The organism is Pseudoxanthomonas japonensis, from assembly GCF_010093445.1.
Classification (GTDB): Bacteria; Pseudomonadota; Gammaproteobacteria; order Xanthomonadales; family Xanthomonadaceae; genus Pseudoxanthomonas_A; species Pseudoxanthomonas_A japonensis.
Window position 1 is genome coordinate 220,567 of record NZ_PDWW01000003.1, and the last position, 16,914, is coordinate 237,480.

The window sequence follows — 16,914 nt, forward strand, 5'->3', positions numbered from 1 at the left end:
GAGAGCGGGCACGTGCATGGCAAACGGCCGAGCCCCCTTGGCGGGGTTGTGCCGGCGGTTTCCGTTCAGGGGGTGGCAGGCGGTATGCTCGCCGCGGGGGACTTCCGGATACCGCCTTCCGACTGGGTCGGATCACGACCATGCCTACGCCATCGATCAGCGCCGACAACCCGGCCAGCGAAGACGCCTCCCCGGCGGAACGGATCGCGCAGGTCCTGTGCGGCTTGTTGCCGGCCGGTGCGGAACTGGCCGTCTGCTGGCGCGACTGGGCCCTGGGCAACGGCAGCGGCGCGACCCAGGGCGCATCCGTTGCGTTGCGGCGACGCGCCGAGCACGCACTCGCCGAGACCGTTGTCGAACACGACGGCCCCGATTCGCGCGCATACGCGTGGGACAACGCCGACGGCAACGCCCGTGTCGCCCTGGCGCTGGCGCTGCCGGGTCCATTGGCAGAGGCGCAAGAAGCCTCCTGGGTACTGCTGGCGCGCACGCTGCTGGTGACCTCGCTGGATGCCTCGCGGGCGCAGGCGCGGGTGGTGTCGCTGGAGAAGTCCAAGCGCCTGCAGCAGGCGCTGTACGAGATCGCCGACCTCGCAGGCGCCGACCTCGAGATGCCGGAGATGCTCCGCCGCATCCACGCGGTGGTGAACTCGCTGATGTACGCGGAGAACTGCTACATCGTCCTGTACGACGACCAGCGCCGCACCGTGCGGTTCCTCTACTTCGCCGACCAGCGCGACCCCTACATCGCCGAGCCCGAGCGGGAGTTCGGCGAAGAGGAAATGGTCAACAGCATGACCTTCGCGCTGCTGCGCCATGGCCAGCCGCTGCGCGGACCGTCGGCGGTGATCCGGCAGAAACTGGGCGTGGTGCGCGATCCCTCGCACGGCCCGGACAGCCTGGACTGGCTGGGCGTGCCGATGCGCCGCGACGACCATGTCTGCGGCGCCATCGTCGTGCAGAGCTACGACGCACCCGCCAGCTATGCCGACGAGGACCGCGCGCTGCTGGGCTACGTGGCCCAGCACATCCTCACCGCGCTCGACCGCAAGCATGCGCATGTCGAGCTGGAACACCGCGTGGCGGTGCGCACCCACGAGCTGCAGCGCGCCAACCGCGAACTGCAGGCCGAGATCATGGAACGCAAGCGCGCCGAGAAACTGCAGCGCGCGCTGTTCCGCATCACCGACCTGGCCATCACCTCGGACAGCCTGGAGCGTTTCTACGCGGACGTGCACACCGTGGTCGACGAGCTGATCAACGCGCGCAATTTCTACATCGCGCTGGTCTCGGACGATGGCAGGGACCTGAACTTCCCGTATTCCATCGACGAACGCGATCCGATGCGCAAGACGCGGCGCATGACCAATGGCCTGACGGAGTACGTCATCGCCACGGGGCGTCCGCTGCTGGCCGACCGCGAGGTGATCGGCCAGCTGGCCGAGGCCGGCAAGGTCCAGCAGCACGGCCCGCCGGCCTACAGCTGGCTGGGTGTGCCGCTGTTCCGCGGCGAGGACGTGGTCGGTGCGGTGGTGGTGCAGAGCTATACGGAAGAGGTGAAGTTCACCTCGCACGACCAGAACCTGCTGACCTTCGTCGCCCACCACATCGGCAACGGCTTGGACCGGCAGCGGGCGCAGGAACGTCTGCGCAGTGCGCATGCCGAACTCGAGCGCCGGGTCGACGAGCGCACGCGCGAGCTGGCCGAGGCGAACCACCAGCTGCGCTCGCAGATCGGCGAGCGCCTGCGCGTGGAGCAGCAGCTGACCCACCAGGCCACGCACGATGCGCTGACCGGCCTTCCCAACCGTCCGCACCTGCTGGATCGCCTCTCGGCGGCGATCGAGCGCGCGCGGCATGGCGATGGGCAGGCATTCGCCGTGCTGTTCCTCGACCTGGATCGCTTCAAGCTGGTCAACGACAGCATGGGCCATGCCGCCGGCGACGAACTGCTCGTGGAAGTGGCGCGCCGCATCACCATGAGCGTGCGCGACGAGGACGTGGTGTCGCGCCTGGGCGGCGACGAGTTCGCGCTGCTGGTCGAATACGCCGATGGCGTGGAGAACGTGCGCGATTTCGCCCAGCGGCTGCTCGCCGTGCTCGGCCTGCCTATGTGGGTGGCCGGGCGCGAACTGTTTCCTTCCGCCAGTCTCGGCATCGCGGTGTGGCACCCGCGTTACCGCAACGGCGAGGAGCTGCTGCGCGACGCCGATGCGGCGATGTACCGCGCCAAGGAACAGGGGCGCGACCGCTGCGCCCTGTTCGACGAGGCCATGCGCGAGGCGGCGGTGCAGAGCCTGGATCTCGAAGCCGACCTGCGCCGGGCGATCAACCACCGCGACTTCCTGCCGTTCTACCAGCCTATCCGCCGCATGGACGATGGCCGCGTCATCGGCCACGAGGCGCTGCTGCGCTGGCGGCACGAGCGGCGCGGCCTGCTGCTGCCGGCGGAGTTCATCGGCCTGGGCGAGAACAGCGGCCTGATCGAGCAGGTCGATTGGCTGCTGTACGAACAGGTGGTGCGGCAGATCGCGCGCGGCGTCGAAGGCTACATCTCGGTCAATGTCTCGCCACGGCATTTCCGTTCGCCGGACTTCGGCGACCGCCTGCTGGCGATGTTCGAGGCGCAGGGCGCGGATCCTTCGCGCCTGCGGCTGGAGATCACCGAGGTCGCGCTGCTCGATGACGCGCCGCGGACGCTGCGCATCCTGCGCACGCTGCGCCAGCACGGCATCCTCGCGCAGCTGGACGATTTCGGCACCGGCTTCTCCGCGCTGTCCTACCTGCACCGGTTCCCGATCTCGGTGCTGAAGATCGATCGCAGTTTCGTGTCCGGCCTGGGCAACGAGGCGCGTCCGGAAAGCCTGGCGCTGGTGCGCGCCATCCTGGCGCTGGCCAGCACGCTGGGCATCGAGACGATCGCCGAGGGCGTGGAGACCGAGGAGCAGCGCCAGGCCTTGCTGGAACTGGGCTGCCATCTTGGCCAGGGTTATCTGCTGGGACGGCCTGCGGCGAACCTCGAGAAGGTCGGCATTACCGACGCCGCCTGACGACGTGATCGACATGGGGGCGGCATCCATGCCGCCCCATGGTTCCGGTCATTCGCCCGCGATGGCAGGTGCGTCGTCCTTCACTGCCACCAACCGGTGCGCCTGGTCGACCATGCCGACGAATTCGGCTTTCAGGCCATACGGGTCGCGTCCCTTCGCTGTACGTGCGGTGCGCGCCACGTCGTTCCAGGTCCAGCCATCGACGCGCTGGCCACCACGCAGCAGGTCGGCATACGCCGCCACGGCGCTGGCGAACCGGAACGCATCGCTGGGTTGCGTGGTCAGCGATGTGCGCGCGATCGGCGTTTCGATCAGGCGGCTGCTGTCCTGGTCGGGCAGCTTGTAGCGCAGGCGTACGTGCGCCACTTCGGTCGTCGACGCACCGGCCGCGACCTGCTTGCCCCCGTAGCGCAGGGCGGGCAAGCGATCCACACCGCTGCCGACGGGCGTGATCTCGTAGAGCGCGGTGACTTCGTGGCCTGCGCCGATGTCGCCGGCATCGACCTTGTCGTTGGCAAAGTCCTCGTTGGCCAGTACGCGGTTCTCGTAGCCGATCAGGCGGTACTCCGACACCACGGCGGGATTGAACTCCACCTGGATCTTCACGTCGCGGGCGATGGTCAGCAGCGTGGACTGCATTTCATCCACCAGCACCTTGCGGCCTTCCTGCAGCGTATCGATGTAGGCATGGTTGCCGTCGCCGACATCCGCCAGCTTCTCGGCCAGCGCGTCGTTGTAGTTGCCGGTACCGAAGCCGAGCGTGGTCAGCGCGATGCCCGATCTGCGCTTGTCGGCGACCATCGTCTCAAGCGCATCCTGGCTGACCGTGCCCACGTTGAAATCGCCATCGGTGGCCAGGATCACGCGGTTCACGCCGTCCTTGACGAAGGCCTGCTTCGCCATCGCGTACGCCAGCCGGATGCCGTCGCCGCCATTGGTGCTGCCGCCTGCCTGCAGACGGTCCAGTGCGGCGAGGATTTCATCATGCCGGTCGCCCGGCGTGGGCGGCAACACGAGGCCTGCGGAACCGGCGTAGACGACGATGCTGACGCGGTCCTGTGCGCGTAGCTGCTTGACGAGCTGGGCGAACGACTGCTTCAGCAGCGGCAGCTTGTCGGGAGACTCCATCGAGCCGGAGGTATCGAGCAGGAATACGAGATTGGCCGGGGGCAGTGTCGCTTTCGGCACGTCGTAGCCCTTGATGCCGACCATCAGCAGCTGGCGCTTGGCGTTCCACGGTGCCGGCGCGAGCTCGGTGGTCACCGCGAACGGCTGGCTGCGGTCGGTCGGCCCGGCATGACCATAGCGGAAGTAGTTGATGAATTCCTCCGCGCGCACCGCATCGGCGGGTGGGCGCTGGCCGTCGCGCAGCATGCGGCGCACGTTGCTGTAGCTGCCGGTGTCCACGTCGACGGAGAACGTCGAGACCGGCTCGTCCAGCGTGCGGCGCACCGGATTGTCGTCTCGGTCGGCGTACTTCTCGGTGTTCACGGACGTGGCCTGCGGCACCGACAGCGCATGGGCGGCGCGGTACTCCACCATCATGGCGGGAGCGGGCGGGGGCGGCGGTGCCGAAGGCGCGTAGGCCAGTCCGGCAGGCGCCACCGCCTTGGCGTGCTCGCTGCGCACGCGGCTGCCGGTCACGGCGATGCGGTCGAGCGTCGCTTCTTCGCGCTGTGCAGTGCCGGCCTGCTGGCGGGCGTAGGCATCGGCGGCCACGGCGGCCGCGTCGGCTTCAGGGGAGTGCTGGGCAGTGGGATTGGACTGGCAGGCCGCCAGCAGCGCGGCGGCCAGGAGGGTGACGGTCAGGCGGTGCGACATGGCGCGACTCCGTGTGGTGTGGGACAGGGAGTCGAACGCGCGGTTCTGGAAAACGGGGTTGGACGGAGGGGCGCTATTTTCTTCCTGCCCCATGTCATGCCTGGGATTGTCAGTCGATGGCGCCGACATCCATGCCGTCATAGGCATCCAGGCCATGCTCGTCGGCGAAGCGGTACAGCGCCTGGTTGCGCTCGTGCAGGCTGTCGGCCGTGTGGACTTCCGTCTTCTCGACATGCAGCCACCACAGGTCCGGATCCTTGCGGTTGTCCTTGTCCTCCAGGTAGAGCGCTATCACGCGGTAGCCCTGTTCCTGCAGCAGCGGCACGACGGCCTCCAGTGCGGGACGCGAACCATGGGTGAAGAAGTAGCCCCACACCAGCGGCTTGCGCAGGTCCCACGACGTTTCCTTGGCCATGTTGTCGAACATCTCGACGAGTTGTTCGTGGGTGATCATGTAGATGCTCCTGATGCAAGGACAGCTGACGCGCCAGCGAAGGATGAATTGCACGCCGTCGACTAGGGCATGGGTCGCGGCCGCGCTGGTCGATATTGGCGCAGGTCGCCCAATCGTCGGCTTTCCGTGTCGATATTGACACAGATAACGCCACCACAAAGGATTGCGTCCGACGCCGCATACGCCTGCAACACAGGAATGGCATCCTCGTGGCGTTGCAGCTGACCCCTGACGGCTACCAGTTCCTGGCGATAGTGAGCCAGTGTCATCCAGCCGCTAAGAAGCACGAGTAGCAGGGTCGCTACAGCGACCCCGCACCAGATCGACAAGGCCCTGTGCACCGTCCGGAGTCGCGCCGATACGTCGTGACCAAAGCCGGTTGCAATGGGCGCCAAGGTCTTCATTGCGTCATCGGCTATAACGGTGGAGGCATTCTCGACGATCGTCTTTGCGTGGCTGCTGCTGTAGGAAAGCGCATCCTGCAACGCCCGCATGTGTTGGTTGACCTTGGCCTGCATGCTGGCTTCGCTTTGTTCGAATTTGGCCATCATGGCGGCCTGAAGCTTGAGCGAGTTGTGCAGGGATGCGATAAGGCTGCGGAGTTCTTGTTCGTCGTACATGTGCATTCCCTTGCCGCAGCGGTCAGATGGATAGCCCGCGAGCGAAGGGCTCGCGAAGCGTGTCCTGCTGATGCACATCCTGTGATGGACCTTCGGTCAGAAGTTCACGGCCCCATTGCTCGAGTTTCAGGATGTGGTCGGACCCGGCGATCTGTGCGATCACCCGGTTCGCGGCTCTGTCATCGCCCGCGAAAAGAGCGGCAGCCAGCCGGTCGAGGTCCCGGTCGCCCGTGCCCGCATCGGGTTGCGTTATGCGGTCCTGACCGGGCAGTGATTGGACCGTGTCTGGTGGAGGCTGGAGATCGTCAGGCCGGGCGTTGCGTTGCTCCGCCGCACGTTCGATCTCCCTCAACGTTGAGGGGTCCGCCCGTCCTGTTACGGCGCGCGCGTGCTGCTCTTGGAAACTCCGGACGGCCTGTTCCGTTTCCTGGGTAAAGACGTCGCCCGTGGGCACGCGCCGGTTCCGTTCGGCACGGAGGTCGAGCGTGCGCAGCTGTTCATTGAGTTGTCGAACTTCCTCGCCCGTCTCAAGACGGCGTAGGGCACCATCCTCCATGGCAGGTCGGCCGACCGCAGGCAGGACAGGGTTGCCGGCGGGAACACGTCCCGCGTCGAGGTCAGCGACGAATTCCGGTGTCAGCACGGCATGCCAGGCGTCATAGCGGTTCAACCTGTCTTCCAGACCATTCTCGCCGTTGTTGATCGCAAGTGTCGTCTTGGAGACATCATCGCGCTCCTGTTCAGGCACTTCGTTCTGCCAGAACCAGAGGGCGATGCGTTCGCCGTTTCCACGATTTGCAGCAAGCTGGGGATGGCGTGTCAGATCCAGCTCCAGCGCCGCTCCCGCCGTTGCATAGTTGTTCTCTCCGGTCAACTGCGTGTATCCGCGGCCACGATACAGATAGCCATCGCCAGCATCGTCATTGCCCATACGGTTGCCGTACATCAGCCGCGCCAATTCCTGGGGCCTGCCTTGCAGCGCCTCCAGTCGTGCCGACTCAAGCGCTTCAAGGCCTTCTCGACGCGCGGATCTGACGGGGATCTGGTTGATGCCCCGCGTGTACCGGAAGCTCTCCTCCATAAGGGTGAAACCTGAAGACTCGTGGCCCATCTGCGCCATGAAGTTGGCCATTTCCTCGCGCGAGGTTATGCCTGCTTCGCGTGCCGCACGCAGCAGGGAGAGTTCGTTCTCGTTCGGCATCGAAGAAATCCTTTTCGACGGGAGTTGGGTCAGGGAATCGCATCTGCCGGGTAATCGGCAGGATCGAAGCGTTCCAGGAATACGGTGTCGGCACGGGAAAGATCTTGCCGTCGCTCCACGGACCTTCCCTCAAGGCGGTCCAGTCCGTGATGGACGATGCTGACCAGTCGCCATTGTTTGTTCCCAGGCATGTAATCGAAGCTGTACTCGCTGGACCACAGCTCACGCGAGCCGCCCTCGAAGCGGAGCTTCAGCTCGCCCTTCGCGGCGCTGAGGCTTTCAAGCGGGTCTCCCATCATTCCGCCACAGGCACGGCAGAGGATGGCATGGGGACTGTCTAGCGCCTCCGTCAGCGAGCCATCAGGACCGCGCAGAAAGATCAGCAATCCTCGCGGGCGGGAGCCGTCGCTGCGCTCGCGATCGATGATCAGCAGGACATCGTCGTCGCCATCCCCATCCGCATCGCCGCTAACCTTCATCACCACCGATGCTTCTTTGATGGCGAGCCTCACGATGTTTTCCTCGCCGATGGAGGGCGACGTGACGCAAGCCGTCAACCAGATACATGAAGCGAAGAGCGTGGTTATGCAAAGCCCCTGGCGCATGGACATCTCCTTGGCCATACATGGCCTCCGCCGCAACGGCGAAATGTAGCCACAGGCTTGGCGCCATTTCCATTTACATTGTTGCGTCGAGCGGCCCTGACCCTGCGCCGGGTATGGACATGCCAGCAAGCGGGTTCCGAATCCGCTGCTGCGGCGACGTCAGTCCACGGTCAGTTCCAACGTTCCATCCGCAAGGCGGGCCTGGACCTTGTCTCCGTGTTGCACCTGCGCCACCGAGCGCACCAGCGTGCCGTCTTCCTTGGTCACCAGGGCGTAGCCGCGTGCGACGGTCGCTAGCGGGCTGACCGCTTCGAGCGAGCGGGCGAGGGCGCGCAGGCGCAGCGCATCGCGTTGCAGGGTGCGTGCGACGGCGGCCTGGGGGCGAGGGGTGAGGGCGAGCAGGCGCTCGCGCAGTTGTTCGAGGCGGCGTTGCGGTGCGTGTGCGCGCAGGACAGCGTCGGCGTGGCGCAGCGATGCGATGCGACGGGCCTGCTGGTGGTGCCACAGGGCATGCAGGCGGCGCGCAGCGTCTTCCTGTCGTCGTCGCAACGCTTCCAGCCGGGCCTGCGGGCGCAGCGCGTTGAGGCGCAGGCTGGCGCGATCGGCACGCTGCATCGCATTGCGCAGGCGCTGCGCCTGGGTGGTGGCGAGGCGGCGCTGCAACACCTGCACGCGCGTCAGCAGGTCGCGTCGGTCGGGCACCAGCAACTCGGCGGCCACCGACGGCGTGGGCGCGCGCAGGTCGGCGGCGAAGTCGGCGAGGGTGAAGTCCGTCTCGTGGCCGACGGCGGACACCACGAGAACCGGCGACGCCGCGATGGCGCGCGCCAGCCGTTCATCGTTGAACGCCCACAGATCCTCCAGCGAGCCGCCGCCGCGGGCCACCAGCAGCACGTCGTAGCGACCGCTGCGCGCCGCCCGCTGCAGCATGTCGACGATCTGCGCTGCCGCCGTCTCGCCCTGCACCTGCACGGGCAGCACGTCGACCTCCAACAGCGGGAATCGCCGCTGCAGCACACTGAGCACGTCGCGCACGGCCGCACCGGTCGGCGATGTCAGCACGGCGAGTCGCTGTACGTGGGCGGGCAGGGGCCGCTTGCGGGCGTCGTCGAACAGGCCTTCCGCGGTGAGTCGCGCCTTCAGTTCCTCGAACGCACGGCGCAGTGCGCCTTCGCCGGCTTCCTCCAGGCTGTCGATGACCAGCTGGTAGTCGCCGCGCGCTTCGTACAGGGTCAGCCGGCCGCGCGCGAGTACGCGCAGGCCCTCGCGCGGGGCGAACTTCAGCCACTGGCTCTTCGGCTTGAACATCGCGCAGCGCACCTGTGCGCGCGCGTCCTTCAGCGTGAAATACAGGTGGCCCGAAGCCGGACGCGTGACGTTGCCCAGCTCGCCCTCCACCCACACCAGCGGGAACGCACCCTCGAGCAGGTCGCGCGCCAGCGTGTTCAGCTGGGTGGGCGTGAGGATGTCGCGGGCGGTGTCGGTCATGGTGCAAGGATAAACGCTCGCGACGAAGGACACCGCGAATGCCTGCGACAGGCGGTCGCAGGCGGTGGGGCGCATTCCGTGCTGGAATGGCGCGCTCCCGTCGGCCGGAATCGTCCTCCATGCTCACGTCCCGCTGGTCCCGTCCCTTGTTGCCGGTGTTGCTCGCCGCGCTGTCCGCCTGTTCGCCCCCGGGCGAACCGGTGCCCGCGGCCGTTGCGCCCTCATCCGTCGTGGACGTGGTGGACCTTCCTTCGCCGCCGGGCGCCGCACAGCCCGACCTGGTCTCGACGCCGGACGGTGCGCTGCTGTTGAGCTGGATCGAACCGGTGGACGGGGCAGGCCATCGGCTGCGTTTCAGCCGCCGGCCTGCCGGGACGGAGGGCTGGGAGTCACCGCGCACGATCGCCGAAGGCGACACGTGGTTCGTCAACTGGGCCGATACACCGCATGTGTATGCACTGCCGGACGGCTCGCTGTGGGCGCACTGGCTGCGCAGTACCGGGCCGTCGCGGATGGATTACGGCATCGACCTGGTACGTTCCGCCGATGGCGGCACCACGTGGAGCGCGCCGCAACTGGTGCATCCGTCGGGCACGCCCGGCGACCATGGTTTCGTGACGTTCTGGCCGCAGGCGCGCGACCGGTTGGGTATCGCATGGCTGGACAGCCGGCAGAAGGCAGCGTCCGGACATGCGGGTCACGACGGAGGAGGACACGACCACGCAGGCGGTGCGGCGATGATGCTGCGTGCCGCGACCTACGATGCGCAGGCGAAGCAGGTGGGAGAGTGGTCACTGGATACGTCCACCTGCGACTGCTGCACCACCTCGTCCGCCGTGACGGATCGTGGCGTCGTGGTCGTCTATCGCGGACGCGGCGATGGCGAGATCCGCGATACGCGCATCGTTCGCTTCGACGGTCAGCGCTGGACGTCGCCTCGCGACGTGCATGCGGATGGCTGGAAGATCGCCGGTTGCCCCGTCAACGGACCGGTGGCGGTGGCGGACGGTGCCACGGTCTGGGTCGCGTGGTACACGGAAGCCGGTGGCGTGCCGGAACTGCGTGCGGCACGTTCGGACGACGCCGGCGATACGTTCGGTGCGCCGGTGACGCTGGCGAAGGGCATGCAGGTGCTGGGTCGCTTGGGCCTGGTGCATGGCGATGGCCACCTGCTGGTGAGCTGGCTGGAGCAAGCGCAGGACGAACGCCAGACGCTGGTGCTGGCGCGCTACGACCACGCCTGGGCGGGGGCGCAGCGCGTCGATGTCGCGACGCTGTCCGCACGTGGACGCGCGAGCGGCATCCCGCGACTGCAATGGCACGACGATGCCGCCTGGCTGGTGTGGACCGATGTGGCCGGCGAAAGGCCGCGGTTGCAAAGCGCGCGCGTCGTGTTCCGCTGATGCGCCCGGGTGCGACACTTCGTCGCACCTGACCTGCATGACACGCTCCGGTTAGAATCCCGCGGTGATTCGTTCGTCCGTCTTCCTCCGACCGATGCTGCAGCTGGCCTTGCTGGCGGCGCTGCTGATGGCGTTCGCGCCGTCGGTCACGCGGTGGGTGACCGCCACGGGATCGCAGGTGCTGGCCGGCTGGACCGAGCTGTGTACGACCGATGGCATCAAGTGGGTCGATACGCGGGCCGAATCGCCGGTCGCCAAGGCCCCGTTCGGCAAGGCGCCATCACCCGCCGGCATGACGATGGGTGCCGATTGCGCCTACTGCACGCTGGCGGCCGCATTGCCGCTGTTGCTGCTCTGTATCGCCCTGCTGTTTCCGCGCCTCTCGGGCGGCTTCCTCGTGGGGTTGCCGGCGCTTCCACGCGTGGGACGACTGCGCCTGCGCGGCCTGGGCGGGCAAGGGCCGCCCGTCCTGCTCTGAACCACAAGACCCCTGGTTGACCTTGCGGCCCGTGCGCCGCGTCCTTGTGCTTTGGAGTGTCCATGTCCCTGTCTTTCCGGGCGACGCCGCGTGCGTCCTGCCTGTCCGTGGCCGTTGCCGCGGCCCTGTCCGTTCCGTCCTTCGCCTTCGCGGCGGACCCCGTTGCGTTGCCCGACGGCTCCCGCGCCACCCAGCTCGACACGGTCGAGGTCAAAGGCCACAAGGCCGGCCTCGAGCAGGTCGCCGGCACCGGCACGCGCCTGTCGCTGACCCTGATGGAAACCCCGGCGTCGGTCACCGTCATCGACCGCGATGCGCTCGATGCGCGTGGCGTGCGCACCACGCAGGAAGCGCTGGCCGGCATTCCCGGCCTCACCGTCGCGTCGCCGCCGGGCAACGGCAATGCGGTGACGTACCGCGGCTTCTCCGGCAGCCAGATCACCCAGCTGTTCAACGGCATCGACGTGCAGTACGCCAGCATCGCCGCGCGCCCCGTGGACGCGTGGCAGTACGAGCGGGTGGAAGCGATCGGCGGGCCGTCGAGCTTCCTCTATGGCGCCGGTGCGGTCGGCGGCACGATCAACTACGTCACCCGCCTGGCGCAACTGGACCGCGACGAAGCCGCCGTGCAGGCGTCGTGGGGTTCGTTCCGCGACGGCACGCTGGCGATGGGGGCCAACCTGCGCATCGGCGGCGACGAGGCGCGCCAGGCCGTTCGCGTGGATGCGAGCGCGCGCGATGGCGAGAGCTGGATCGACGGTCAGGAGCGCGAGGCGTCGACACTCGCCGCCTCGTGGCTGGTGCAACTGGCGCCCACGCTGCGCCACACCCTGGCGGTGGAGGTCCAGCAGGAGGACAGCCATCGTCCGTACTGGGGCACGCCGGTGCGCCAGCCGGCCACCGGCCGCCTGTCGGTGCTGCCGGAGACCGTCGGCCGCAACTACAACGTCGCCGACGGCTACTACGGACAGGACGTGCGCTGGGCGCGTTCGCTGCTGGAATGGATGCCGGGTGAGCACGACACCGTGCGCAACACGGTCTATCACTACGACGCGCTGCGCGACTATCGCAACGTCGAGAGCTACCGGCTGACCGCCGGCAACGACGGCGTGATCCGTTCGGGCACGCTGCTGCAGCGGCACGACCAGCAGGTCTACGGCAACCGCCTGGAATGGAGCCATGACGGCACGCTGTTCGGACTGCCCACGCAGTGGGCCACGGGCCTGGATGTCAGCTACAACCGGCAGACGCGTTTTCCGCTGTCGCTCTCGGCCACCGTGGACACGGTACCGCTCGACGCCGTCACGCCGGGCCGCTTCCTCGACGTACCCGGCACGGCGATCGTCTACACGCCGGACCGCACCAACCGTCTGCACACGCAGGCGCTCTATGTCGAGAACCTGACCGAACTGACCCCGTCGCTGTCGCTGCTGACCGGCGTGCGCCGCGACCGCATCGTGCTGGACGTCGTCAACCATCGCGCAGTCACGCCCACCAATCCCGCGCGTTTCGAGCGCGAGTACACCCCCACGACCGGGCGTGCCGCGCTCACCTGGTCCATCGCCCCGCAGGCGAGCGTCTACGTTCAGTACAGCACTGCGGCCGATCCACCGGCCGGCATCCTCAGTACGGCCAACTTCGCCACGCTGCGCGACTTCGACCTGACCACCGGACGCCAGGGCGAGATCGGGACGAAGCTGCAGACGCGTGACGGACGCAGCTTCGCCACGCTGGCCGCGTATCGCATCGTGCGGCGCAATCTCGCCATCACCGATCCTGCCAATCCGGGGCAGACATTGCCGGTCGGCCAGCAATCCTCGCGCGGTATCGAAGCGGCGTTCGGCTGGCGTCCGCTGGAGGCGTTGAGCGTCGAAGGCAACCTGGCCTGGGTCGATGCGACGCTGGACGACTTCTACGAGAACGTCGGCGGCGTGCCCGTGTCGCGCGCGGGCAACCAGCCCACCAACACGCCCTCGCGCGTCGGCAACCTGTGGCTGGACTACACCTTCACGCCACGCTGGTCCGCCGGCATCGACCTGCGCGGCGTGTCGTCGTGCTACGCCAATGCCGCCAACACGCTGTCGACGGCGGGCTACGCGACATGGGGGGCGCACGTGGGTTTCCGCTGGAACGACCGTACGGAACTGACCGTGCGTGGCCGCAACCTCGGCGACCGCACCCATGTGGTGTACGCGCTGGGCAGCACGATGGCCTATCTCGGCGATCCGCGCAGCTGGGAAGTCGTGCTGCGGAAGACGTTCTGATGCGGTCGTGGCGCCCCGTGCGCCGCGTCGCGCGACCGGAGAATCCCTTGGACACGATCTTCTTCCTCGGCGTCGGCACGTGGCTGATCGCGTGGGCGTGTGCGCTCGGCCTTCATCGGCTCGCGCATACGCATGCGGCTCCATCGCCGATGACGCTCTTCGATACCCCTGTCCCGCCCACCCGGATGGAGACGCTGGAATGAAACTTCCCCTTGCCGGCCTGTTGGCGTTGGCGCTGGCGCTGGCGGCATGCCAGCCGTCGTCGCCGCCGGCCGCACATGACGCCGGGCCTCGCGCTGGCATGAGCGTGGGCTCGCCGTGGCTGCGCGAGTCGCCGCCCGGCGCGCCCGTGGTCGGCGGTTTCCTGACACTGCACAACGGCACCCGGATCGACGACCGGTTGCTGTCCGTGGAGAGCGCGGCAGCCGAGCGCATCGAGATCCACACGATGCGCGACGACGATGGCGTCGCCCGCATGCGCCGCCTCGCCGATGGCCTGCCACTGCCTGCCGGCGCCACGGTCGAGCTTAAGCCGGGCGGCTTCCACCTGATGTTCATCCAGCCACATGCCGCGCTGGAAGCCGGCGGGCGCGTCGACGCCACGCTGGTGTTCGAGCACGCGGGCCGCGTGCCCGTCGTGTTCGATGTCCGTCCACCCGGTGCCAGGGCGCCGGCCGCGCATCACTGATGATCGTTCCGTTTCCTCCTTTCCTTTCCCGCGGGTGCCGCGCATCCGCCTCACGGAGTCCTCCATGCATCCGTTCCACTTCCGTCGTCCCCTGGTCGTCGCGATCGCTTTCGCGTGCGCCGCGCCCGCCGTGCTCCATGCCGAGGCGATGGGCGAGGCTGCCACGCTCGACCGCGTCGTCGTGATCGCCACGCCCGTCTCGCCGTTGACCTACGAAACCGATCCGACCCTGCCGCGCCAGCCGGTGCCGGCCAGCGACGGGGCCGACTACCTGAAAACCATCCCCGGCTTCACCGCGCTGCGCAACGGCGGCACCAACGGCGATCCTGTGCTGCGTGGCATGTTCGGTTCGCGGCTCAACCTGCTCACCAACGACGGCAGCATGCCGGGCGCGTGTCCCGCGCGCATGGACAACCCGTTGTCCTACGTGGCGCCGGAAACCTACGACCGCCTGGTGGTGGTGAAGGGTCCCCAGACCGTGCTCTGGGGGCCGGGCGCATCCGCCGGCACGGTCCGCTTCGAGCGCGACACGCCGCGCTTCGACACGCCGGGGCTGCGAATCGACGGCAGCCTGTTGGCCGGCTCGCACGGCCGCAACGACCAGGTGATCGATGCGACTGCCGGTGCACCGCAGGGGTACGCGCGCCTGAGCGCCAACCGTTCCGACGCGGACGATTACCGTGACGGCGACGGCCGGCGCGTGCCGTCGGCGTGGAAGAAGTGGAACGCCGACCTGGCCCTGGGATGGACGCCGGATGCCGATACCGTGCTCGAGCTCAATGCAGGCGTCGGCGATGGCGAGGCGCGCTATGCCGGCCGTGGCATGGACGGCTCGATGTTCCGGCGCGACAGCCTCGCGCTGCGCTTCGAGAAGCGCGATCTCCCAGGCGTGCTGGATACGGTCGAAGCCAGCGTGTTCCGCAATGAAGCCGACCACGTGATGGACAACTACACGCTGCGCGAACCCAACCCGATGAGCGCCATGCCGATGCCGGTGGCGGCGAACGTCGATCGCCGCACCGAGGGCGGTCGGGCGGCGCTGGCGGCGAAGGGCGACCGGTGGGCGCTCACCGGCGGTGTCGATGCGCAGCGCAGCCGGCATCGCCAGCGCAGTGCGATGGGGGTGGATGCGTATCGTGCCGAGCCCTGGGAAACCGATGCGGAGTTCCAGACGCGCGGCGTCTTCGCTGAAGGGACATGGCATGCGGCCGAGCGCCGTCGACTGGTGGTGGGCGCGCGCGCCGATCGCGTCGACGTGCAGGATCGCCGGGCGACCGCGGGCATGATGGGCATGCCGAATCCGACCGCGGGGCAGACGCGCAGGCAGACGTTGCCGGGCGGGTTCGTACGCTTCGAGCACGATGTCGCCGCCGTGCCCGTCACCTGGTACGCCGGCGTCGGCCACACCGAGCGCATGCCGGACTACTGGGAGCTGTTCTCCGCCGACATGGGGCCGATGGGCGCGCCGAACGCCTTCGCCGGCCTCGCCCCCGAGAAGACCACGCAGCTCGACATCGGCCTGCAGTACCGCAGCACGCGGCTGGATGCGTGGGTATCGGCCTACGCCGGCCGCATCGACGACTACCTGCTGTTCTCGTACATGGCGGGCGGGATGATGGGCCCGATGTCGGCGGTGTCGAACGTGGATGCGCGCGTACGCGGTGCCGAAGCCGGCATCGGCTGGCGGCCGGGCGACGGCTGGACGCTGGGAGGCACCCTGGCCCACGCCTGGGGCGAGAACCGCGACAGCGGCGGCGCCTTGCCGCAGATGCCGCCGCTGGAGGCGCGCCTGACCGCCGCGTACGAAGGTCCGCGCTGGAGCGCGGGCGTGCTGTTGCGCGCCGTCGCGCGGCAGGACCGCGTGGCCATCGGCCAGGGCAACGTGGTCGGGCGTGATCTCGGCCCCAGCGCGGGGTTCGCAACGCTGGCGCTCAACGGCGGCTATCGCTTCAATGACCGGGTCAAGCTGATCGCGGGCATCGACAACGTGTTCGACCGCACGTACGCCGAACACCTCAACCTTTCCGGCAGCGCCGATTTCGGCTATCCGGCCGAACCGGTGCGCATCCATGAGCCCGGTCGCACCGCGTGGTTGAAGCTGCACCTGGCGTACTGAGCGGGCTTTCGCATCGGCTTCCGTCGTCTTGGCTACGATGGCAGCCTGATCGTCGGGGAGATGCGCCGCATGCGGGGTCTGGATTTCAGTTCATGGCAGGGCCTGCTGACCACCCTGGCGGGGCTGGCGCTGATCACGCTGATCGGCGTCGGCATCCGCCTGCTGGTGATGCAGACGGTGCAGGAGCGGCGGGCGCGCGAGAACCGCCAGATCAACGAGCGCCTGCGCACGCTGATCGCCGCCTACAAGACGCTGGGTGGCTCGTTCACCGGCGATCTCGACGTCGATCCCACGCATCTGCGCGACCTGCGCCAGCGGGCGCGCGAGGGCGGTCTCGATATCGTCGATGACGGCAGTGATCGTTCGCGGCGCATCCGCGATGCGGTCGAAGCGGCGTTGTCGGACGTCATCCTGCTCGGTACCGACGATCAGGTGCGGCTTGCCGCGCAGGCGGCCACCGATCTCGCTGCCGGGCGCCCCGTCCAGACGCATGCGCTGGTGGTGTCGCTGCGCGACTTCATCCGCGGCGTGCTGGACCTGGAACCGATCCCCGTCGGGCTCGACATTCCCCGCCAGGGTCCGGCACGGCCGGTCGCGGCAAAAGGGAAGGGCGAGGGCGGCAAGGGTGAAGGCCGCGGCGACGGCGGGCGCGGTGGTGGAGGCGGTGCGGGCGGGATGGACCGTACTGACGTGGTCATCGTTCCTGCGCGCGTGCCCTATTTCAAA

The 16,914-nt window shown here is 68.2% G+C and carries 14 protein-coding genes; 8 read left to right on the forward strand and 6 right to left on the reverse strand.

Going from position 1 to position 16,914, the window contains the following annotated elements:
- The first annotated feature begins 140 nt into the window (after positions 1-140).
- On the forward strand, positions 141-3,050 hold the full coding sequence (locus CSC78_RS04340; protein WP_162336670.1) for an EAL domain-containing protein: 2,910 nt from the start codon (positions 141-143) through the stop codon (positions 3,048-3,050).
- A gap of 48 nt (positions 3,051-3,098) precedes the next feature.
- Here the strand turns inward: CSC78_RS04340 and CSC78_RS04345 are convergent, their stop codons facing one another.
- From CSC78_RS04345 to xseA, 6 genes are all read right to left on the reverse strand, one after another.
- On the reverse strand, positions 3,099-4,871 hold the full coding sequence (locus CSC78_RS04345) for a vWA domain-containing protein (protein WP_162336671.1): 1,773 nt from the start codon (positions 4,869-4,871) through the stop codon (positions 3,099-3,101).
- 109 nt (positions 4,872-4,980) lie between these two features.
- On the reverse strand, positions 4,981-5,325 hold the full coding sequence (locus CSC78_RS04350; RefSeq protein ID WP_162336672.1) for a ribonuclease E inhibitor RraB: 345 nt from the start codon (positions 5,323-5,325) through the stop codon (positions 4,981-4,983).
- Between the two features lie 62 nt (positions 5,326-5,387).
- Positions 5,388-5,945, reverse strand: a complete 558-nt coding sequence (locus CSC78_RS18970) for a hypothetical protein (protein WP_238391158.1) — start codon at positions 5,943-5,945, stop codon at positions 5,388-5,390.
- A 22-nt stretch (positions 5,946-5,967) separates the two neighbouring features.
- Complete coding sequence (locus tag CSC78_RS04360) at positions 5,968-7,146, reverse strand: peptidoglycan-binding protein (RefSeq protein ID WP_162336673.1); 1,179 nt, start codon at positions 7,144-7,146, stop codon at positions 5,968-5,970.
- Positions 7,147-7,175: 29 nt separating this feature from the next.
- The gene (locus CSC78_RS04365; RefSeq protein ID WP_162336674.1) at positions 7,176-7,769 is read right to left on the reverse strand and encodes a hypothetical protein; all 594 of its coding nucleotides are present in this window, start codon (positions 7,767-7,769) and stop codon (positions 7,176-7,178) included.
- A 141-nt stretch (positions 7,770-7,910) separates the two neighbouring features.
- On the reverse strand, positions 7,911-9,239 hold the full coding sequence (gene xseA, locus CSC78_RS04370; protein ID WP_162336675.1) for an exodeoxyribonuclease VII large subunit: 1,329 nt from the start codon (positions 9,237-9,239) through the stop codon (positions 7,911-7,913).
- 119 nt (positions 9,240-9,358) lie between these two features.
- On the opposite strand from xseA, the gene CSC78_RS04375 reads away from it, so the two are divergent.
- The 7 genes from CSC78_RS04375 to CSC78_RS04405 form a co-directional block, all read left to right on the forward strand.
- Positions 9,359-10,642 carry a sialidase family protein gene (locus CSC78_RS04375; RefSeq protein ID WP_162336676.1) on the forward strand — a complete coding sequence of 428 codons (1,284 nt, stop codon included), beginning with the start codon at positions 9,359-9,361 and terminating at the stop codon, positions 10,640-10,642.
- A gap of 64 nt (positions 10,643-10,706) precedes the next feature.
- The gene (locus CSC78_RS04380) at positions 10,707-11,120 is read left to right on the forward strand and encodes a DUF2946 family protein (protein WP_162336677.1); all 414 of its coding nucleotides are present in this window, start codon (positions 10,707-10,709) and stop codon (positions 11,118-11,120) included.
- Between the two features lie 62 nt (positions 11,121-11,182).
- Positions 11,183-13,384, forward strand: a complete 2,202-nt coding sequence (locus CSC78_RS04385) for a TonB-dependent receptor (protein ID WP_162336678.1) — start codon at positions 11,183-11,185, stop codon at positions 13,382-13,384.
- 47 nt (positions 13,385-13,431) lie between these two features.
- Positions 13,432-13,587, forward strand: a complete 156-nt coding sequence (locus CSC78_RS04390; RefSeq protein WP_162336679.1) for a hypothetical protein — start codon at positions 13,432-13,434, stop codon at positions 13,585-13,587.
- Complete coding sequence (locus tag CSC78_RS04395) at positions 13,584-14,072, forward strand: copper chaperone PCu(A)C (protein ID WP_162336680.1); 489 nt, start codon at positions 13,584-13,586, stop codon at positions 14,070-14,072. Before CSC78_RS04390 ends, CSC78_RS04395 begins: the two co-directional genes overlap by 4 nt.
- Before the next feature lie 64 nt (positions 14,073-14,136).
- On the forward strand, positions 14,137-16,188 hold the full coding sequence (locus tag CSC78_RS04400) for a TonB-dependent copper receptor (protein ID WP_162336681.1): 2,052 nt from the start codon (positions 14,137-14,139) through the stop codon (positions 16,186-16,188).
- Between the two features lie 69 nt (positions 16,189-16,257).
- Positions 16,258-16,914: hypothetical protein (locus CSC78_RS04405; protein WP_162336682.1), on the forward strand; the 657-nt coding region annotated here is incomplete at its 3' end.

Bases quoted from the DNA above. Each gene is read 5' to 3' on its own strand.
- CSC78_RS04340 (WP_162336670.1), top strand. From the start codon at position 141: ATGCCTACGCCATCGATCAGCGCCGACAACCCGGCCAGCGAAGACGCC.
- CSC78_RS04345 (WP_162336671.1), bottom strand. From the start codon at position 4,871: ATGTCGCACCGCCTGACCGTCACCCTCCTGGCCGCCGCGCTGCTGGCG.
- CSC78_RS04350 (WP_162336672.1), bottom strand. From the start codon at position 5,325: ATGATCACCCACGAACAACTCGTCGAGATGTTCGACAACATGGCCAAG.
- CSC78_RS18970 (WP_238391158.1), bottom strand. From the start codon at position 5,945: ATGTACGACGAACAAGAACTCCGCAGCCTTATCGCATCCCTGCACAAC.
- CSC78_RS04360 (WP_162336673.1), bottom strand. From the start codon at position 7,146: ATGCCGAACGAGAACGAACTCTCCCTGCTGCGTGCGGCACGCGAAGCA.
- CSC78_RS04365 (WP_162336674.1), bottom strand. From the start codon at position 7,769: ATGGCCAAGGAGATGTCCATGCGCCAGGGGCTTTGCATAACCACGCTC.
- xseA (WP_162336675.1), bottom strand. From the start codon at position 9,239: ATGACCGACACCGCCCGCGACATCCTCACGCCCACCCAGCTGAACACG.
- CSC78_RS04375 (WP_162336676.1), top strand. From the start codon at position 9,359: ATGCTCACGTCCCGCTGGTCCCGTCCCTTGTTGCCGGTGTTGCTCGCC.
- CSC78_RS04385 (WP_162336678.1), top strand. From the start codon at position 11,183: ATGTCCCTGTCTTTCCGGGCGACGCCGCGTGCGTCCTGCCTGTCCGTG.
- CSC78_RS04395 (WP_162336680.1), top strand. From the start codon at position 13,584: ATGAAACTTCCCCTTGCCGGCCTGTTGGCGTTGGCGCTGGCGCTGGCG.
- CSC78_RS04400 (WP_162336681.1), top strand. From the start codon at position 14,137: ATGCATCCGTTCCACTTCCGTCGTCCCCTGGTCGTCGCGATCGCTTTC.